Below are 18,825 nucleotides of genomic sequence, written 5' to 3'. Positions count from 1 at the left end.
TACAACGGAGATGTCTGGTGGCGGGCGGGCACGGGCCTCAGGCGGACCGGTCAGCAGGTTCGTGGCGATCGCATTTCAGGCAGTCGAGACACTGGCCCAGGCGGGCCTGGCGTCCGGCCCCGGTGGTCACCCAGGGCCGGTTGATCCAGGGAGGATCGTGACGGACGTGCTGATTGTGGCCGCAGGCCAGCTCAGCCACCCAGTGGCCTTCCTGATCCCGGTGGAATGCGGTCATCGGCTGCAGCACGTCGTCACTCCCTCAGCTCATCGGTTGCTGCCGCAAGCTTACCAGCGGTAGCTCAGGCTGCCGATGATGCTGCGGGACTCACCGTAGTAACACCAGTAGTCGCAACTGGCAACGTACTCCTTGTCCGCCACGTTGTTGACGTTGAGCTGGGCCAGCCATTGCGGGGTAATGGCGTAGCTGGCCATCAGGTCCATCAGAGTGTAGGACGGTACCTCGGTGTCGCCATCGACACTCTCACCGACGTAGCGCACCCCACCGCCCAGTTTGAGACCGTCAAGCGGGCCCTGGAACTGGTAGTCCAGCCAGGCGGACGCTAGGTGGCGGGGAATCAGTGCGGCCCGACTCTCGTCACCGGAAGCCTTGTTCTTGCGCTCGGTGTCGGTGTAGGCATACGCCAGCGTCGCCTGCAGCTGATCGGTCAGGTACCCCACCCCTTCCAGCTCAAAACCTCGGGAACGACGCTCGCCTTCCTGAACCTGGAAACCGCCGGGAGCCGTCACCAGGGAGTTTTCCTCCTCCAGATCGAACGCCGCCGCCGTCAGGTAACCGTCAAAGCCACGGGGAGCGTACTTGAGGCCCACCTCTAATTGCTTGCCTTCGCGGGGATCGTAGAGCCGGCCATCGTCGTCAGTGCGGGTCAGCGGCTGGAACGACTCGGTGTAGCTCAGGTACGGCGACAGACCGTTGTCTGCCAGGTACATCAGACCACCGGACAGCGATACCGCCTCGTCATCAGAGCGCTGCATCGCGCCACTGCTGGCATTGAGGTTGTCGGTTTCGGCGTGGTCGTAACGGGCACCGGCGAGCACCACCCAGCGGTCATCCAGGCGCAGCTGGTTCTGCAGGTAGAGACCGGTCTGCTGTTTGTCGATGTCGCGGGTCAGCAGATCGGCATCCGCCACCGGGGTGAAGTTGCCGTAAACCGGATCAAACATGTCCAGCGGCGCCCCAAACGGGAACGGATCGGCCTCTTGGCCGTTGGTACCAAGGTTCTGGTAGTCAATGCCCAGCAACAGGGTGTTCTCGGTCCGCTCGCTGTAGAACCGGCCCACCAGGCGTGAGTCCACGGTCCAGCTGCGGGTGCGGCCGTCACGGTAGACAAGTCCCCGCACCGCTTCACGATCGTTTTCCGGGTTCACCATCAGCGCGTAGGTGCTTTGCAGGTCTACGTCCAGACGCTGGTAACGCAGGTTCTGGATGCCGGTCCAGGTGTCGTTGAGGCGATGCTCCAGCTCGTAACCGATGGACGCCTGGGTGCGGTTGTTCTGGTCGTAGTCCGGCTCACTCAGGTTGGTGGACGGGTCCACCTTGCCATAGGGCGTGTTCTGGAGGGTGCCGTAGGGCAGCTTGAAACCGTTGGTGGGCACCGCGTCGTCTTTCTGGAAACTCGACAGCAGCGTCAGCGTGGTGGCTTCGCCGAGATCGAACTGCAGACTGGGCGCGACGTAAAAGCGTTCGTTCTCGGTACGATCCAGATCGCCTTCGCGGTACTTGTACATTCCCACGATGCGGTAACGGGCCTGGTCACTGAGCTCGCCAGACTGATCCACGCCCAGCTGGCGATGCTCGCGATTGCCCGCCTGCAGCTGCAACAGCCCCTGGGGTTCGTCGCTCGGCCGCTTGCTGATGGCATTGATCACCCCACCGGGAGGCGCCTCGCCGTAGAGAATGGAGGCCGGCCCCTTGAGCAGTTCCACCCGTTCCAGACCAAATGGCTCCGGCAGCCACTGATAGAACCCTTCGCGGTAGATGCGCAGGCCATCCTGGTAGGTGGAGTTGTCGAAGCCGCGGATTCGGAACCAGTCAGTGTCGTTGTCAGCGCCGTACAGGCCGGACAGCACCCCGGCCCGGTAGCGGAAGCTTTCATCCAGTGACTGTACGTTGCGTTCTGCCAACTCCTCCTCGCTCACGACCGCCGCCGGACGCGGTGTCTCCACCAGCGGTACGTCCACCTTGAGCGCGGTACTGACCACTTCCAGGGCCTGCAGTTGGGTCGCAGCGTCCCCCTCGGCAGCCTGGGCGACGGTTGTCATCAACACGGCAGGCACCAGGGCAATCGACATCAGGCCAAGTCGCGTCCTTGGCAGGCCTGGAACAAACGGATCTCGTGAATAGGGCATGGGTCACCTCAGCGGTATCTGAGACGCGAAATTTAATGGCACCCATTCACATTTGCAAACGAAACCATTCTGCAACCGGGCCGGCACGGCAGTCTTCCGGGGCCAACCCGGTCGCAACTGGTGCTGAACGTTATCGGCAGCAGGCCTTGAACTTGCGGCCGCTGCCACAGGGGCAGGGATCGTTGCGGCCCGGTTTCAGCACCCCCTCGTGGGGCGTGCCGCTGAGGTAGAACCAGTGGCCCTGCTGGCGCCGGAAGTCCGAGGCCTCCTCCAGATAGCCGAAGCCGCCAGGGAGGCGGTACAGGGCCCGGAAATGCACCCGACCGACATCGCCCTGGCTGTCGTCGGACAGCACCTGCAGGCCGCACCAGTCGGGGGAATCCGCCAGATCCAGCTGGGCCGGGCGGGTGTCCGGATGCCAGCTGCGTTGCAGGTAGTCGCTCAGTCCGAGCACAAAGCCACAATAGCGGGAACGCATCAGTGCCTCCGGCGAGGCCGCCGGCTGGCCCTGATGCAGGGGCTGGCAGCAGTCACCGTAAGCGGCCCCGGAACCACAGGGGCAGTCGGCGCTGGCGGGCGTTGCCATCAACGCCGCGCCACCACCGCCATGGTGAGGCGGGAGACACAAACGGTCTTCTCGTTCTCATCTTCGATGATGATTTCCCACACCTGGGTGCTGCTGCCGATATGGACCGGGCGGGCAGTGCCATAAACCCAGCCGGAAGCCACCGAGCGGATGTGGTTGGCGTTGATATCCAGACCCACCGCCACCTTGCCCGGCTCACGGATGCAGCAGTTGGCAGCCATGCTGCCCAGGGTTTCCGCCAGCAGCACCGAAGCACCGCCGTGAAGGATGCCAAAGGGCTGGTGGGTGCGATGGTCCACCGGCATGCGGCCACGAACGAAGTTGTCGCCGATTTCCAGGTACTCGATACCCAGGGTGCTGACCGCGGTGTTTTCACTGGATGCCGCCAGCATCTCCAGGTTCGGGGTGGTTGCCCAAATTGCCATAGCTTCTCTCCTGATCGGGAACGCCGGCAGGCGTGACCCATATTTTAGTTGTGGCCGTTATTCTGCCCGCCGGAGTCGTTTAATCAATGAGCAAAGCTAACCATCTCCCCTCGCCGATGATCTGAACCTGGACAATCACTCACCCTCCCAGCTCGGGAACGGGTCGTTGAGGGTACGCCAGAATGCCTCACCCGCGGCGAGCTGGACATCGTCGAGCAGGCAGCCGTCCAGGCGCTGTCGCAACCACTCGGTGTCCAGGTTCTGGCCGATGAACACCAGTTCCTGGCGCCGGTCGCCGAACGGCTCCTCCCAGCCGGACAGAATGGCCTGACGGGACTCCGCATCCGCGGGCCAGTACTGCTCCGGCACCCCCTGCCAGAACAGCCCGGCGCGGCCGTAGCGCGCCATACCGCCAGCCTGGCTCCAGTGCCCCGCCACCTCCGGCCGGGACGCCAGCCAGAAATAGCCCTTGGAGCGGATCAGCCGGCCCCGGGGCCAGTCCTGGTGCAGGAAATCGAAAAACTTGGCGGGATGGAACGGCCGCCGGGCGCGGTAGGTGACCGAGCCGATGCCGTATTCCTCGGTTTCCGGGGTGTGCTCACCCCGCAACTCCTGCAGCCAGCCCGGCGCCTCGGCGGCGCGTTCGAAGCTGAAACGGCCGGTATCCAGTACCCGATCCAGCGCCACCGCTCCGTGCTGGATCGGGATCAGTTCCGCGTCCCGGTTCAGCGACCGCAGCACCGCCCGCAGACGATCCAGCTCTGCCGCTTCAACCTGGTCGGTCTTGCTCACCAGGATCACATCGCAGAACTCCACCTGATCCACCAGCAGGTCCGCCACGCTGCGTTCGTCCTCCTCACCCAGGTGCTCCCCGGTCTCCTGCAGGGACTGGGCCCGATCGAAATCGGTCAGGAAGTTCACCGCATCCACCACCGTCACCAGGGTATCCAGCCGCGCCACCTGGGACAGGCTGACACCGGTCTCATCCTCAAAGGTGAAGGTCTCCGCCACCGGCAATGGCTCGGAGATACCGGTGGACTCAATCACCAGGTAATCAAACCGGCCCTCGGCCGCCAGCCGGCGCACTTCCACCAGCAGGTCTTCCCGCAGGGTGCAGCAGATGCAGCCATTGCTCATCTCCACCAGTTTTTCCTCGGCGCGGTTGAGGGTGACCTCCCGCTGCACCTGGCTGGCGTCGATGTTCACCTCGCTCATGTCGTTGACGATCACCGCCACCCGGCGGCCCTCGCGGTTGTTAAGGATGTGGTTCAGCACCGTGGTCTTGCCGGCACCAAGAAATCCGGACAGCACCGTTACCGGCAGCCGGGCGTCGGTATCCGCTACAGGTTGCGCAGTGGCAGGGGATTGGCTCATGGGGTTCCTCTCATCGCGTTATCGTCTTAGGGCGTCCGCTCCCTGGTAAGGAGACGGGCTTCACAATTAAAACGTTATAACATAACATTCATGGCGAAGAAGAACGCCATCCACGTTGCCAAACCCGGGCGGATCACCCGGACGTCCGACTCTGCAGGGCGCGGCCATCCGTCCGCAACGTGACAGCCCGGACCGTGAACTCTTAGAGCGCAGCAGCCTTGAACGTGGCTTCTGCAAGCCACTCATGAACGTTGCTCATAAACGTTCCCTGAAAGTTACGTTATAACATTAAGGAGATAACATGCTACTGACGTCTTCCCTCGCCCGCCACAGCCTGCTGGCACTGGCCCTCAGTTCCCTGCTGGCCGGTTGCGGCGGCAGCGACTCGGACAATGATCACAGCGACCACGACCACGATCACGACCACACCGACCTGAGTTCTGCCGGTCGTCTGGCGCTGTTCGATGCCGACTCCGGCGACCTGCGGGTGCTGGATCTGGATTCCGGCAACGAGCTTGACCGCTTTGCGCTCGACGGCAGCACGCCACGGCTCTACAGCAGCCCCGACAAGCGCTACGCGGTGGTCATCCAGCGCGAGGACAACAAGGTTTCCTTCCTCGACGGCGGTCTCTACACCGAGGACCACGGCGACCACATGCACGACTACGCCGAAAGCCCGCAGTGGGTGGGGCTGACCCTCAACGCAACCCGCCCCACCCACTACACCGTCCACGACGACCACGCGGCGGTGTTCTTTGACGGCTCTGACGCCGCCAGCTCGAGCGTCTCCGTGCTGTCTGACAGCGGCATTGGTGGCGGTCAGGTGGTCGCCAGCCTGGATCTGGAGAACAACATGCACGGCGTTGCCAAGCTGCTGGACGACAAGCTGTTTGTGACCTATCGCGACGCCGCCATCACCGACACCACGTTGCCGGCCGAGGTGGAGCGTTATCACTTCGACGGCGATGCCTTCACCCTGGAAACCCGCTACGACCTCACCTGTCCGGGCCTGCATGGCGCGGCGGCCAACCATCACGCCCTGGCGTTCGGCTGCACCGATGGCCTGCTGGTGATCGACCTGGCACAGGATGGCCAGCCTGCCCGCAAGCTCGCCAACCCCGCTGGGCTGGCGGACGATGCCCGCATCGGTACGCTTCGAAGCCACCCGGCGCTGGAGAAGATGGTGGCCTACGCCTACGCCAGTCAGCAGTACTTTGTGGTCGACCCGGAGGCCGGCGATGCCGCCTCGGCCTATCAGGCGCTGAGCCTGCCCCAGGGCGTCCGCCCTCTGGTCGGAGACTTCGATCCCCATGGCCATCACTTCTATGTGCTTGGCAGCGACGGCGTCCTGCGGCTGTTTGATGCCGAAGGCGACTGGCAGCAGGTCGCCGAAGTGACCGTCGCCGGGCCCTTCGGCGAAGACGATGCCGCCCCCAGCATCACCGCGTCGGCAGAGCACCTGTACGTGCTGGTGCCGGGTGAGCGCAGCCTGAAGACCATCGACAGCCACGATGGCGAACTGCTGGCAACCCAGAGCCTGGATTACACCGCCACCGCCGTTACCTGGCTCGGCTTCGCCGAGGACGACCACGGCCACGACGACCACAACCACTGATACCACCGCCCGCCCCTGCGCTCCCTGCACCCCAGCGCGCAGGGGCGGCGGCAACCGGAGCCATCACCACCATGACCGATTTGCGTCACTTCGCCGGCGCCAGCGCGCTGGCGCTTTTTTCGTCCGCTTTTGCTTCCCCGGCCCTGCTGGCCAATGAACTCAACCCCAACATCGGCGTCACCCTCGACGGCTACTACCGCAGTGGCGAGCAGGCACTGTCCCACCGTGAGGAAGGTTTTGGCCTGGGCCATACCGAACTGACCCTGTCATCGCCCATCGACGACCGCTTCGAAGGCCGTCTGACCGCGGTGCTGGAAGACCACGCCGGTGACACCGAGCTGGGCCTGGAAGAAGCCTACATCCAGACCACCGGCCTGCCCTGGCACCTCAACCTGCGGGCCGGGCGGTTCCTGTCCCAGGTCGGCTACCTCAACGGTCAGCACCTGCACGCCGATGACTTTGTCGAACGGCCCGCCGCCTACCGTGCACTGCTGGGCAGCCACTATTTTGACGACGGCGTACGCGTCAACCTGCTGCTGCCGACCCCCTTCTACTGGCGCGTCGGCGCCGAGGCCCTGGCCGGTGACCGCCTGGGCGACACCGACGGCGACGAGGACATCGGCGTCTACACCCTCAGCACCAAGCTTGGCGGTGACCTGTCCGCGTCCCAGAGCTGGCAGGCCGGCTTTGCCTGGTTGCGCAACCGCCTCACCGACGTCGCCAGTGATGGTGACGCGGAGCACGATCATGACCACGATCACGACCATGACCACGCCGGCCACAGCCACGGCGCCAGCTACACCGGCAAAAACCTCTACATCACCGATCTGGTGTGGAAGTGGGCGCCCCAGGGCAACACCCGCCAGAGTCAGCTGACCCTGAGCGGGGAGTACCTCTACGCCGATGACCTCAACCGCTACGCCAGCTCAGACGACACCCAGGAAGGCTGGTACGCCTCGGCGGTCTATCAGTTCGCCCCGCAGTGGAGCACCGGCGTGCGCTACGGTGAGGTGGACCTCAAGGAGGCCCATGGTGATCACTTCCACGACCAGTCCCTGGAAGAAACCGAAGTGATGCTGGCCTGGTCCCACTCCCACTTCTCCACCCTGCGCCTGCAGTACACCCACCAGAGCACGGACGGCTTCGAAGCCGACGACAACACCGTCACCGTGCAGTACGTCATGAGTTTTGGAGCCCACGGTGCCCATGATTACTGATCGCCGATGCAGCATGACCTGGCGCTCACTGCGGCGATGGCTGACACCGGCCCTGCTGGTACTGACTATCGCCCCGGCGCTGGGCCAGGCCAGACCTGCGGTGTTCGCCTGCGAGCCGGAGTGGGCAGCACTGACCCGTGCCCTGCTGCCGGAGGCCGACCTCACCGTCGCCACCACCGCCTGGCAGGACCCGCATTACATCGAAGCCCGCCCCAGTCTGATCGCCGCCCTGAGGGACGCCGACCTGGCGGTATGCAGCGGCGCCTCGCTGGAAGCCGGCTGGCTGCCCTCGCTGCTGCGCAAGGCCGCCAATCCGGACATTCGTCCCGGCGGCCCCGGGCTGCTGCTGGCGGCGGAAACAGTGCCGCTGCACCAGCCCCACCAGCACGTTGACCGCAGCCTTGGTGACGTCCACCCCGAGGGCAACCCCCACATTCACCTGGACCCGGACGCGGTGCCGGTGATTGCCGGTCACCTGGCGCAGCGTCTGCAGCAGCGTTTCCCCGACGAGGCCAAAGCCATCCAGCAACGGCTGCTGCGGTGGCGGGTGAACTGGAACCTGGCACGGGAAGGCTGGCGCCAGCAGGCCGCGGCGCTCGCCGGCCAATCGGTGGTGGTGCAGCACGGCAGCTTCCACTACCTGCTGCGCTGGCTGGGCGTTGACGCCGCTCTGGATCTGGAACCCAAACCCGGCCTGCCCCCCAGCACCGCCCACCTGCATCAGCTGGCCAACGATCCGGCACTGGAGAGCGCCCTGGCAATCCTGGTGGCCCGCCATCAGGACAGGCGGCCGGCGGACTGGCTGGCAGACCGCCAGCAACTGGCGGTGCTGGTGGTGCCCGGCACGGTGACCGACGAGGCCGGTACCGACACCCTGGCAGCACTGATTGGCCACATTGTCGAGGGACTGGTCGAGGCGATGGAGGCAACCGCCGGTGAGCGCTGAGATGATGGCGTGGAGCTGGCTGTTGGCGCCGTTGACCGCCAGTCTGCTGATCACCCTGGCGCTGGTGCCTCTGGGCATCACCGTGCTGCAACGGGGGGTGGTGTTCGCCGACTTGGCCATCGCCCAGTGGGCGGCGCTGGGCGCATTGATTGGGGGAACCGCCAGCCTGACCCTGGCGGGCCTGCCGCTGACGGCGCTGGCCGCCGCGCTGGTGTGCGTGGCCCTGGTGCACACCCTGGTCCGCAACCAGCCACGGCACCGGGAAGCACTGATCGGCCTACTCTATGTGCTCGGCGCCAGCCTCGCCACCCTGGTGGTCAGCCAGGACCCCCACGGTGCCCAACGCCTGGCCCAGACCCTGGACGGTGACCTGCTGTGGACCACCACCGGGCAACTGCCGGCACTGGCATTGATGGCGCTGCTGGTGCAACTGTGGCAGCACGGTCTCAACCACAGCTGGCAACAGCGGCTGTTTCTGCCACTGTTCGCCGTTGCGGTGGCGGTGGCGGTGACCCTGGCGGGCATCTACGTGGTGTTTGTCAGCCTGATCGCCACCCCGCTGGTGGCCTGCGCCCGCCATGGTCGCAGCGGCGGTGCGGTGGTGACCTGTCTTGCCGGTCACGCCCTGGGACTGGCACTGTCCGCCACCCTGGACCTGCCCGCCGGCACCTGTGTGGTGCTGGCCACCCTGGCCATGGCCAGCCTGTGGTGGCTGATCGGTCTGCGAGCCTCAGCGGCCAGCGACCATCCGGCCGCCGGCCATCAGACCACCGGAACCAGCTCGCCGCGCTGAAACCCCAGGCGTCCCGTCGCCACCAGCTGGCGGCGAATGCCAGGCACCGGGCGCACCATGAACAGGTCGCCATTACGACCGATCAGGCTCTTGGCAATGCCGGTGTCCCGCGCCAGCCGGGCGTGGGCGGCCAGATGCTCAGCCTCACCATGGACCGGGATCGCCAGGGTCGGGCGGACCCAGCGGTACATTGCTTCCAGCTCCTCGCTGGCAGGGTGGCCCGAGGCGTGAATCGGCAGGTTGGCAGCCTCGGCGGTGACCACACTGACCCCCTGGCCGGCGAGCTTGGCAATCAGCGCCGCAATCGCTTCCTCGTTGCCGGGAATGGCTCGGGCGCTGAAGATCACCCGGTCGCCCGCCTCCAGTTCCAGATCGGGATGATTGCCCGCCGCCAGCCGGGTCAGCGCGGTGCGGGGTTCGGCCTGGCTGCCGGTGGCCACCGCCAGCACCTCATGGCGGAGCAGGTAGCCCAGGTGGGCGGAATTGATAAGTCGGTCGCCGTCGGCCCACACCCCCGTCGCCCGTGCCGCCCCGCTCATGTTGATCAGTGAGCGCCCCAACAGCCCCATGTAACGACCGGTCTGCCGGGCCACCCCGGCGAGGGTGTGGAGACGGGCAATGTTGCTGCCGAAACAGGTCACCACCACCCGGCCCTCGGCCTCGGCCACCGCGGCCTGCAAGCCTTCCTGCAACGCCCGCTCCGAGGTGGAGTGGCCACTGACGGTGGCGTTGGTGGAATCGCAGACCATGGCGTCCACACCCTCCTCCGCCAGGGCCTGGAAGGTCTTCGGCGAGTAGCCATGGCCCACCACCGGATCATCGTCCAGCTTCCAGTCGCCACTGTGGAAAATGTTGCCCGCCGGGCAGCGGATCATCAGCGCACTGGGGTCGGGAATGGAGTGGGTCAGCGCCAGCCATTCCACCTCAAAGGGGCCAATGCAGCGCCGTTCCCCCATCGCCACTTCGATGATCGGCACCCGGTGCAGCAGATCAAACTCCGCCAGCTTGCGCCGCAGGATCTCGGCGGTAAAGCGGCCGGCGTACACCGGGCACTGCAGCAGCGGCCACAGGTACGGCACCGCGCCGATGTGATCCTCATGGGCGTGGGTGATCACCAGCCCCGCCAGTTGCTCCCGACGGTCGGCGATAAACGCTGGGTCCGCCATCTGCACCGGCGGCTCACCGGCCCGGTGGACGCTGCCATCGGCAATCACCCGCCCCGGCCGGGGAAAGGTGACACCACAGTCCACCATCAGCCACTGGCCGTCGTGGCCGTAGAGGTTCAGGTTCATACCGATCTCGCCGGTGCCGCCGAGGGGCAGGAACCACAGGTCATTCTGGTCCGGGGTCATGAACTCACCCCCAGCCGTTGCAGGCTGGCCTGGAGTTCCGCTTCGCTGATGTTGACGTACTCCAGCACCCGTCCGTACAGCATCGCCGTGGGCACCCAGCCATCCTGCCGCTCCCGCCGCGCCTCATTGAGCACAAACAGCACCGTGCGGTCGAGCCGGGTCAGGCCGTCGCGGACGTCGGGAATCACGTCCTCAATCCGTGGCGTACGTTGGGTCATGGCGATCTCCAATGGCGATGGGCGTTTAAGGAGTCTCTGTTCAACTCATTACAGGAGTATACCGATCCCGGTGGCCGGAGGTTCAGTGGTATGGCCGAACATCCACAGACCACCTTGACCTCAAGCCCACTTGAGGTTTCATACTCATGGCCTCACCGAAAATCAAGGAGGACATCATGAAACGCATACTTCCTGACCTGTGGCAGACCGCCGTCGAGAACCCCGCCCCGGGTCTTTATACCCACGCCTACCTGCTCACCCGGGAGACCGGTAATGTGCTGTTCTACAACACCGGCCACCATCAGGATATCGAAGACATGGCGGATCTGGGTGGCGTGGCCTATCAGTTTCTGAGCCATCAGGACGAGCTTGGGGAATCGCTCAATGTCATTCGCCAGCGCTTTGGGGCCCAGCTGGGCGGCCATATCCATGAACAGAGCGAGTTTGCCCGTATCCGGGTTCCAGATATTCTGTTCGAGAGGCGGGAAGTGCAACTGGATAACATCGATGTGATCCCCACACCTGGCCACACCCCCGGCAGCACCTGTTTCTACGTGCATTCAGCCCATGGCCGGTATCTGTTCACTGGCGATACGCTTACCCTCACCAAGGAGGGCACCTGGGCAGCCGGCTACATACCAGGCTATAGCGACCACGAACAACTCGCAGAAAGCCTGAAACTCTTGCAGGAACTGGCTCCAGACGCAGTTATTTGCAGCGGTTTTGACGGAGGCAATGCCTATCAAACCATTGTCCCGGGAAGTTGGCCGAGCCTTGTGCATCGTGCGTTTGAGAAACTGGTCCGGTAACTTTACCGTTTTCCGCAGACATTCAGGAATGTTGCGATATGAACGTTGAAGTACCAGCAACTCAACATCAAGGTGGCAGCTGAATGCAACGGTGACATTGATGTCTACTGTGATGGCAAAGACAGTTTCATTAAGTTGCATGAAGCCAGGGCCATCGAATGCTCAAATACAACGGCAGGAATGACATGACGCTTGAGTTACTGGCCAGGTTTGCCAGCTACCCGCCAGACGCACAGCAGCAGCTGGCGAGGGTGCGAGGTCTTATCCTTGCCGAGGCAGAAGCGCACTCTCTCGGCGCGGTCGAAGAAACCGTCAAGTGGGGCGAGGCCAGTTTCCGTGTGAAGGGTGGCAGTACCATTCGGATCGATTGGAAGCCCAAATCGCCAGACGTCGTCAAGCTGTTCTTCCACTGCCAGACCAGGCTTGTCGAGACTTTCCGGGAAATCTACCCGGACGCCTTCGAGTACGAGGGCAACCGGGCACTACTCATCCCGCTGCAGTCGGATACTGACGACGGACCGTTACGCCACTGCATCGAACTGGCGCTGAAATACCAACGCCTGAAGCATCTGCCATTACTTGGCGCTTGAAACACAGGAGCCTTAAGGAGCCATGAAAACGCTCGCCTGGTTGCTCATTGCCTGGCTGACGACACCCGCTTTTGCCGCGGTGGATCTGGTCCGGGTAGATAAGTCGGAAAATCGAATGTATCTCCTGGAAGGGGATGTCGTGGTCAGGGAATACCACGTTGCGTTCGGCGCCAATCCGCAGGGACACAAAGTCCAGGAAGGCGATGAAAGAACGCCGGAAGGCCGCTACACCCTCGATTACAGAAAAGAAGACTCGGCGTTCTATCGGGCGATGCACGTCAGCTACCCGAACGCTGCCGACGTTGCCAATGCCGGGCAACTCGGCGTCTCGCCCGGCGGTTTTATCATGGTTCACGGCCAGCGCAACTGGCTGGGCTGGCTGGCACCGATCACCCAGCGCTTCAACTGGACCAACGGCTGCATTGCGTTGACGAACACCGAGATGGACGAGTTCATGGCGCTGGTCGAGGTCGGCACCCCGATCGACATTGCCTGGTGATCCAAAAGCGTGGAGACACACCGAATGCCCCTAACCGTTATCCTCAAGGGACTGGCCGTCTGGCTTGGCATTCTGGTCCTGGCGATGGCCAATGGCGTATTGCGGGAGACGGTACTGCTACCCTGGTTTGGTGCCCCCGGCGCGCTGATCCTGAGCGGCGTGTTGCTCTCGGCGCTGATCCTTGCTGTCGCGTATGCATCGCTGCCCTGGCTGCAGCTGCGCCAAACCTGGCAACGCCTGGCGGTTGGCCTGGGCTGGCTGGTGCTGACCCTGATGTTCGAGTTCTCATTCGGGCTGTGGCAAAGCAAATCCCGGGCAGAACTGCTGATGCCCTACACCTTCAAAGACGGCAATCTCTGGCCTCTGGTGCTTGCAGTAACGGTGCTGGCTCCGTCCATCGCAGCCAGGTTGAAAGCCCGACAATGAATCGCTGAACAGCGAGAGCAGGCTCTCACTGCCAGCGATGTTTCGGCCCTGTCGAGTCCCTGTCGAGTCCCTATCGAGTCCCTGAGAAGTCAGCGCTCGCTGATCTGAACCAGCAGGTCTGCCAGGGTCTTGCTGTGGGTGAGCATTGGCAGATGACCGCTGTCGATCTCGAACGAGGCGGCGAGGTCAAGATCGCCGGCGGTCCGTTGCTGGGACTCCAGTGAGATGATCTGGTCGCGTTTGGCAAACACATAGTACTTTTCCAGCGCCTCAAACCGCTCCCGGTTCAGGTCAATGGTGCCCTCCCCAATCCCCGCCGGCTCGGCAACGGCCTGCTGTTTCAGCCATTGCTGCTGCTCGGCATTGGCATCCTGGGCAAAGCTGCTGGCAAAGTTGTCGGGATTGCTGATATCCATCCGCATGGTCTTCTCGTTGAAACTCACGCCCGCGAAGTAGTGGGTTTCATCGGCCTTGCTCAATTTGCTGAACACGCCCTCGCCATTCAGGGGCGCCACCGCCGTGACATACACCAGCTTGCTGATGTTCTCGTCCGGGCACAGACTCAGCGACGCATTCACCACCGCGCCGCCCTGGCTGTGCGCCACCACAACCTTGTCGCCCGGGATGGTCGACATGAAGGAGCACAGGGATGCCGCCGACAGCTCCAGTGACACTTTTTCCGGCAGGAAGTGATCGTTACGCCCCGGCAGGTCGATGGCATGGCTGTCGATGCGATCGCCCAGCTGTGCCTTAACCCGTTCCCAGGCGGTTGCCGTAAAATGGGCGCCATGCACCAGAACCATCGCCGGTGCATCGGCCGCCTGGGCCACAGGGACGGTAACGAATGTGCAGCCAAGCGCCAGACAGGAAAGACTTTTCTTCAGTAATCCGTTCATCATTCAGACCTCTTCGGTTGGATTTGAAAACGGACCGAAGCGTGGCAACCCGCACCTCCCTGAGACAATAAAATTCGTATAAAATACCCTTCAAATCATCTCAAAAATATTATTATTCAATAAGTTACTTCGCCTCCCATTGGAAGCGGCCGGTAATTCGAATGAAGGAATTGAAGCCAGCATGATCGAATTCGAGGGGTTCCGGTTTGACCCCCAGGCCGGCCGCCTGTGGCAGAAAGACTGCGATGAGCCGGTGGCCCTGCGCCATAAGCTCATCCAGTTGTTGTGCTACCTGCTGACCCACCGGGAACGCATCGTCAGCAAAGAGGAGCTGCTGGGCACCCTTTGGGAGCATGGCCAGTATCGGGAACACTCGCTGTCACAAAGCATTCTCGAACTGCGCAAGGTGCTCGGCGACGCCGCCGCGTCTCCCAGCTACATTCGCACGGTGCCCAACCAGGGATTCCAGTGGATCTGCCCGGTGACCGAGGTGGAAGCGGCGCCCACCCACACTCTTAACCTCCGTACTCTTAACCTTCGTACGCTTAACCTTCGTACTCTCAGCCTCCACACACCGCCGGGACTGCTGGCCGGCGCGGCCATCGTCCTGCTGCTGGTGGCACTGATTGTGGTTCTGGTCGAGCCAGCACCGGAGGACGCATCCGCCGAGGGCATGACAGTGCTGGTGCTGCCGTTCCAGAACCAGACCGGGACCCCATCCATGAACTGGGTGGAGCTGGGCCTGGCGGACATGATGGCCAGCGACCTGATGCTGATTGATGGTCTGGAGGTAATCACACCAGCCCAGATCAGCAGCCAGTTGCTCACCGACAGCGGTGACCTCCAGGCCAGCCCGCCCCAAATACGCCAGTTACTGGCAGACACATCGGTAGATGTGGCCATCCAGGGCACAGTACGGTTCGCAAACGATCAGCAGGCCCTGGAGTACCAGCTGATTTCGCAACAGAACGACCCGGTTGCCGGCCGGATTGAGCGGCAGGATCTGGCGGTGTCGATGACCAGCGTAGTCAGCGAACTGTACCGCCAGCTCCAACCCAACGGCGGCACACCGGACCTGCCCAGCTACGATTACATCCCCAGCGCCATGCATGAATACGCACGCGGAGTGCAGGCGCTGAATAACGAGGGGGCGATACTGGCTCGTTACTACTTTGGGGCCTCCGCCCAGATCGATGCCAGCCATGCCTGGTCGGTCGCCTACCTGGGCGTCTGCCAGCTTTATCTGGGCCAGTGGGCCGAAGCGGATGCACGTTTCGAGCAGGCCCTGCAGCAGGATTCGGAACCCACACTGCGAGACTTTGTAAGCTACTGGCGCGCGCTGATCGAGTACCGACGGGACAACCTGCCGCAGGCTGCCCGACTGCTGCAAACAGTAAAGACGTCGGAAGCCTCTGCCAGTCACGACACCCCACTGGCACAGCTCGCGGACCGGCTGTCGGCTCACATTGCCTACCTGCAATCGGGCACAGGCGTTGGGGGTGTTGCGATGGCGGACAAACCAGTACCGAATCACTTTATTGGCAGCTTTCCGGCGCTTCCGCTGGGTGAAACCGCCCCGCCCGCCAGTGTCTCTGAACTGGAGACACAGGTACGCCGCCTTACCATCAAAGGCTATCAGCCCGCGCTGTTCCTGAACCTGGTGACCCTGGCGCAACACCCGGAACTGTCGCCGAAGGAACAACACGGCTATCTGGAGCAGGCGCTGACCGTCATCGCCCGGTTGCAACAGCCCTATGAGCACGCCCAGGCATTGCTGCTGGCCGCCCGATCCTTGCTTTTGCATGGCGAAGAAAGCGGCGTTGACGCCTCCCGATTGCAGGATTACCTCGACCGGGCCTACCGGATTGCGATGGATCTTGACGCCCGGCGACTGGCAGCGCGGGTGGCCAGCTACCAGCAACTGGCCACCATCAGTGATCAACTCGCCGACAACCCGCAACAGGCGGTCGATTCGCTGGAGCAGCTTCGCACCACCGTCGCCGATCCCGAGTTTTCAACGCTGCTGGAACAGGTCTCCGAGCATGCCAGAAACGCGGGCGCGATGGCCTTCCAACCCTGAATGACAACCACAGGATACTTATGATGAAAGGAATCAACGGCGTCGGCGTACCCGAACGCCACAGCATTGGCCTGTTCCTGACCAGGCAGGCACTGCATTATTCGTCCTATGTCGTGCTGTCGTTTCCGGTGGTGTGCTGGTCGATGGTATCTCTGGTTCTGCTCGGGTTTTACTCTGAGGAGTTGCTGGTCAAAGGCTTGCGGTTGGCGGTGAGCCTGGCGGGTGACGACTACAGCCGGTTTGTTGGCGTGGAGAACCTGCGGTTCTCATCCTCACCCGGTAAAGACGACATCGACTTTGCGGCCATCGTCATGTCGCTGTTCGGGCGGCTCTGCCTGATTCTGGTGGTCGCCGGCGCGGTGATAGAAGCCATTATCCGGCGCCCAATCAGCGTATCGCCGATCTTCGCCATCAAAGCCATCACCGTCGTGGCCCTGGCCTTTCCGCTGCTGTTCCTGTTGAGCCCCGTGCTGGCTGACGAAACCGGTCTGATCCGACACCCCAAAGGCGATCCTTACATCGCCATCGGGATCATGTCGCTCCTCAGCGCCGTGGGGGTCTGGATCAGCGGTGTTGTGGCGGTCGCCATTAACACCTTCATCGGCTGCTGGATGAAGATGCTGGACCTGATGTCAGACAATAACCGCAGCACTTTGAGATAACGAGGTAGAGGAAGGAGGGTCGCTGCCGGTACCCTCATTCGCTTTACCGACCAAAGTGAAGCAGTGATGGGATACCGACAACTGACCCAGGAACAACGATACCAGATTTCTGCCCTGCGTGTGGCAGGCAAGAGCCAACGCCAGATTGCCACGATTCTGGGCTGCCACAGCAGCACCGTCTGTCGGGAGCTACGCCGCAACGCGACCGCAGGGGGTTACCAGGCTGCCTTGGCACAGCAGTGCAGTGACCAGCGGCGACGGCAGGCCAATAAAGCCCACAAGCGGGCTTCGTCATTGATTGACTGGGTCAGCCGACTGATCCGAAAGCGCTGGAGTCCGGATCAGATCGCAGGCCTGATGGCGCGCCTGGGGCAGCTCCGGGTCAGCCGCCAGTGGATCTATGACCTGATCCTTCGGGACCGCGCCAACGGCGGCAAGCTCTGGACCTACGGCCGACACTCCAGGAGGCGCCGCGCTCAACGAGATATGGCCAAGCGCGCGGGACTGGGCAAGATCCCGAATCGAAGGGGTATAGAGCATCGACCTGCCGAGATAGACCAGCGTCTGGAGGTGGGTCACTGGGAAGGAGACACGGTTCTGCACGGCCACAAGCAGTCAGGCATCGTAACGCTCGTGGAACGTCGTAGCGGATACTTGCTGGCAGGCCGGTTGGCGCGTGTCACAGCCGACCTGACGACGAATGCGATCATCCGCTTGATGACGCCGATTCGCGGCGCCGTCAGCACCCTGACGCTGGACAATGGCAGTGAGTTCGCAGACCACCAGAGAATGGCCAAAGCCTTGAGCATGGCGACGTACTTCTGTGATCCCTATTGCTCAGGACAGCGTGGGACCAATGAGAATACCAACGGCTTGATACGGCAGTACTATCCGAAGGGAACCGACTTCTCAGCGGTCAGTCAGCGAGCCCTGAATCGGGTGGTCGATGAGATCAATAATCGCCCCAGAAAACGGCTGGGGTACCGCACACCGGCGGAGGTGTTCTGGGGAGAATATTCCGGGGCACTACCAACGAGTGGTGCTGCACTTATTGTTTGACTTCAGGTATTCCTGACGAATATCGGGAAGCGTCTGACCCAGCGATGTCATCTTAAGCCCTGCACCAACGTTTCCAGATGCAATCCCTTCTAGAAAGCGTAAACCTTCTGCAGGATTTTCAGCTGGAACAGGAACACATATATTATCCGATGCGCCAATTTCCGCACTCATATCAAAATCTCCCTATAAATAATCTGAAGCAGAGCATTCACTATGCACTCTAAAATTAGCCTTAGCTAGGTCAAAATCTTCTAAACCATAAACACCAATCTTTGGTTCAATTCCTCTAAACAGCCAAAACCCTTTTCGCCAGCGCCGAGGCAAATAGTCGATCGTAACCACGAGACTACCACCAAAAATTGCAAAATCACCCTTTAAATCTCGAAGTCCGGGGGTATATTTTGGCAAAAGCCAAGCCTCTGAATCAAAAACAAAAAGAAAAGAAACCGAGTCATTTGAAAATACGTCAGATCCGGAAATAATACAGTAGATGCGTTCCAATTCACTTACTTTTTTCTCATAAACTTCCTTTGTCGATAAGACTAACCGAAGCCAGCTATCACAACAGTAGATCCTAGGAATTTCCATGTATCTTCCCTATTTTAAGAAAAGGACCACGCCAACACTGAAACACTCTTAGCCCAACGTCAAAACCCTAGGGAAGTCACGCAGACAATACAAGCAACGTATTGATTAAATCCACGAAATGAGTAACCGTACGCCCTTAAGGGTCATGAAAGTGACATAAGAGATGGATTGGCATGCTAAAGGCACCAGCTAGAGCCTTCAATGCCACCCAACCACAAGGATGGGTAAGAATGGGGCACGCCATGATCTTGGGAACTTCTGGCCGTTGCGATATGCAACAATAGATTTCCAAGATTTACAACCGATTCACAAGAATTTAGACC

General features: G+C 62.0%; 21 protein-coding genes. 11 read left to right on the top strand and 10 right to left on the bottom strand.

The window, feature by feature from the left end; all coding sequences use genetic code 11:
* Window positions 1-37 precede the first annotated feature (37 nt).
* The 5 genes from J2887_RS00720 to zigA all read right to left on the bottom strand — a co-directional run bounded on the left by J2887_RS00720 (window position 38) and on the right by zigA (window position 4,752).
* Window positions 38-247 (bottom strand): DUF3565 domain-containing protein, encoded by a 210-nt coding sequence (locus tag J2887_RS00720; protein WP_228752830.1) that lies wholly within the window; start codon window positions 245-247, stop codon window positions 38-40.
* A gap of 38 nt (window positions 248-285) precedes the next feature.
* Complete coding sequence (locus J2887_RS00715; protein ID WP_227173403.1) at window positions 286-2,367, bottom strand: TonB-dependent siderophore receptor; 2,082 nt, start codon at window positions 2,365-2,367, stop codon at window positions 286-288.
* Between the two features lie 130 nt (window positions 2,368-2,497).
* Window positions 2,498-2,995: a YchJ family protein gene (locus J2887_RS00710; RefSeq protein ID WP_227173402.1), complete on the bottom strand. Its 498-nt coding sequence runs from the start codon at window positions 2,993-2,995 to the stop codon at window positions 2,498-2,500.
* Entirely contained in the window at window positions 2,953-3,378 is a 426-nt protein-coding gene (locus tag J2887_RS00705) for a hotdog fold thioesterase (RefSeq protein ID WP_227173400.1), read from the bottom strand. Before J2887_RS00705 ends, J2887_RS00710 begins: the two co-directional genes overlap by 43 nt.
* Window positions 3,379-3,513: 135 nt before the next feature.
* Complete coding sequence (gene zigA, locus J2887_RS00700; protein ID WP_227173398.1) at window positions 3,514-4,752, bottom strand: zinc metallochaperone GTPase ZigA; 1,239 nt, start codon at window positions 4,750-4,752, stop codon at window positions 3,514-3,516.
* A 301-nt stretch (window positions 4,753-5,053) separates the two neighbouring features.
* On the opposite strand from zigA, the gene J2887_RS00695 reads away from it, so the two are divergent.
* The 4 genes from J2887_RS00695 (at window position 5,054) to J2887_RS00680 (ending at window position 9,323) form a co-directional block, all read left to right on the top strand.
* The gene (locus J2887_RS00695; RefSeq protein ID WP_227173396.1) at window positions 5,054-6,367 is read left to right on the top strand and encodes a hypothetical protein; all 1,314 of its coding nucleotides are present in this window, start codon (window positions 5,054-5,056) and stop codon (window positions 6,365-6,367) included.
* A gap of 71 nt (window positions 6,368-6,438) precedes the next feature.
* Window positions 6,439-7,584, top strand: a complete 1,146-nt coding sequence (locus J2887_RS00690) for a hypothetical protein (protein WP_227173394.1) — start codon at window positions 6,439-6,441, stop codon at window positions 7,582-7,584.
* On the top strand, window positions 7,574-8,530 hold the full coding sequence (locus J2887_RS00685) for a metal ABC transporter solute-binding protein, Zn/Mn family (RefSeq protein ID WP_227173392.1): 957 nt from the start codon (window positions 7,574-7,576) through the stop codon (window positions 8,528-8,530). Before J2887_RS00690 ends, J2887_RS00685 begins: the two co-directional genes overlap by 11 nt.
* Window positions 8,520-9,323 (top strand): metal ABC transporter permease, encoded by an 804-nt coding sequence (locus J2887_RS00680; protein WP_227173391.1) that lies wholly within the window; start codon window positions 8,520-8,522, stop codon window positions 9,321-9,323. The genes J2887_RS00685 and J2887_RS00680 overlap by 11 nt, the downstream gene beginning before the upstream one ends.
* Here J2887_RS00680 and J2887_RS00675 read toward each other — a convergent pair.
* Window positions 9,293-10,675 carry a ribonuclease J gene (locus J2887_RS00675; RefSeq protein ID WP_227173390.1) on the bottom strand — a complete coding sequence of 461 codons (1,383 nt, stop codon included), beginning with the start codon at window positions 10,673-10,675 and terminating at the stop codon, window positions 9,293-9,295. The genes J2887_RS00680 and J2887_RS00675 overlap by 31 nt on opposite strands.
* Window positions 10,672-10,893 (bottom strand): hypothetical protein, encoded by a 222-nt coding sequence (locus J2887_RS00670; RefSeq protein WP_227173388.1) that lies wholly within the window; start codon window positions 10,891-10,893, stop codon window positions 10,672-10,674. Before J2887_RS00670 ends, J2887_RS00675 begins: the two co-directional genes overlap by 4 nt.
* Before the next feature lie 176 nt (window positions 10,894-11,069).
* On the opposite strand from J2887_RS00670, the gene J2887_RS00665 reads away from it, so the two are divergent.
* The 4 genes from J2887_RS00665 (at window position 11,070) to J2887_RS00650 (ending at window position 13,217) form a co-directional block, all read left to right on the top strand.
* Window positions 11,070-11,702: an MBL fold metallo-hydrolase gene (locus J2887_RS00665; RefSeq protein WP_227173386.1), complete on the top strand. Its 633-nt coding sequence runs from the start codon at window positions 11,070-11,072 to the stop codon at window positions 11,700-11,702.
* A gap of 185 nt (window positions 11,703-11,887) precedes the next feature.
* A complete protein-coding gene (locus J2887_RS00660; protein ID WP_227173385.1) occupies window positions 11,888-12,292 on the top strand; it encodes a DUF1801 domain-containing protein in 405 nt (134 codons plus the stop codon).
* Window positions 12,293-12,314: 22 nt separating this feature from the next.
* A complete protein-coding gene (locus tag J2887_RS00655) occupies window positions 12,315-12,791 on the top strand; it encodes a L,D-transpeptidase family protein (protein ID WP_227173383.1) in 477 nt (158 codons plus the stop codon).
* A 24-nt stretch (window positions 12,792-12,815) separates the two neighbouring features.
* Window positions 12,816-13,217, top strand: coding sequence for a hypothetical protein (locus J2887_RS00650; protein WP_227173381.1), 402 nt, complete (start codon window positions 12,816-12,818; stop codon window positions 13,215-13,217).
* Window positions 13,218-13,306: 89 nt separating this feature from the next.
* On the opposite strand, the gene J2887_RS00645 is transcribed toward J2887_RS00650, so the two are convergent.
* A complete protein-coding gene (locus tag J2887_RS00645; protein ID WP_227173379.1) occupies window positions 13,307-14,116 on the bottom strand; it encodes an alpha/beta fold hydrolase in 810 nt (269 codons plus the stop codon).
* Window positions 14,117-14,294: 178 nt separating this feature from the next.
* On the opposite strand from J2887_RS00645, the gene J2887_RS00640 reads away from it, so the two are divergent.
* From J2887_RS00640 to J2887_RS00630, 3 genes are all read left to right on the top strand, one after another.
* The gene (locus J2887_RS00640; protein WP_227173377.1) at window positions 14,295-16,193 is read left to right on the top strand and encodes a winged helix-turn-helix domain-containing protein; all 1,899 of its coding nucleotides are present in this window, start codon (window positions 14,295-14,297) and stop codon (window positions 16,191-16,193) included.
* A gap of 23 nt (window positions 16,194-16,216) precedes the next feature.
* Window positions 16,217-16,855, top strand: a complete 639-nt coding sequence (locus tag J2887_RS00635; protein WP_227173375.1) for a hypothetical protein — start codon at window positions 16,217-16,219, stop codon at window positions 16,853-16,855.
* 66 nt (window positions 16,856-16,921) lie between these two features.
* Window positions 16,922-17,914 carry an IS30 family transposase gene (locus tag J2887_RS00630; protein WP_227173374.1) on the top strand — a complete coding sequence of 331 codons (993 nt, stop codon included), beginning with the start codon at window positions 16,922-16,924 and terminating at the stop codon, window positions 17,912-17,914.
* Here J2887_RS00630 and J2887_RS00625 read toward each other — a convergent pair.
* Window positions 17,882-18,085 carry a hypothetical protein gene (locus tag J2887_RS00625; protein WP_227173372.1) on the bottom strand — a complete coding sequence of 68 codons (204 nt, stop codon included), beginning with the start codon at window positions 18,083-18,085 and terminating at the stop codon, window positions 17,882-17,884. The genes J2887_RS00630 and J2887_RS00625 overlap by 33 nt on opposite strands.
* Before the next feature lie 12 nt (window positions 18,086-18,097).
* On the bottom strand, window positions 18,098-18,502 hold the full coding sequence (locus tag J2887_RS00620; RefSeq protein WP_227173371.1) for a hypothetical protein: 405 nt from the start codon (window positions 18,500-18,502) through the stop codon (window positions 18,098-18,100).
* Between the last annotated feature and the right edge of the window lie 323 nt (window positions 18,503-18,825).

It is taken from the genome of Marinobacter sp. CA1 (genome assembly GCF_020546665.1).
Classification (GTDB): domain Bacteria; phylum Pseudomonadota; class Gammaproteobacteria; order Pseudomonadales; family Oleiphilaceae; genus Marinobacter; species Marinobacter xestospongiae.
This window is presented reverse-complemented; position numbering and strand designations above follow the sequence as displayed.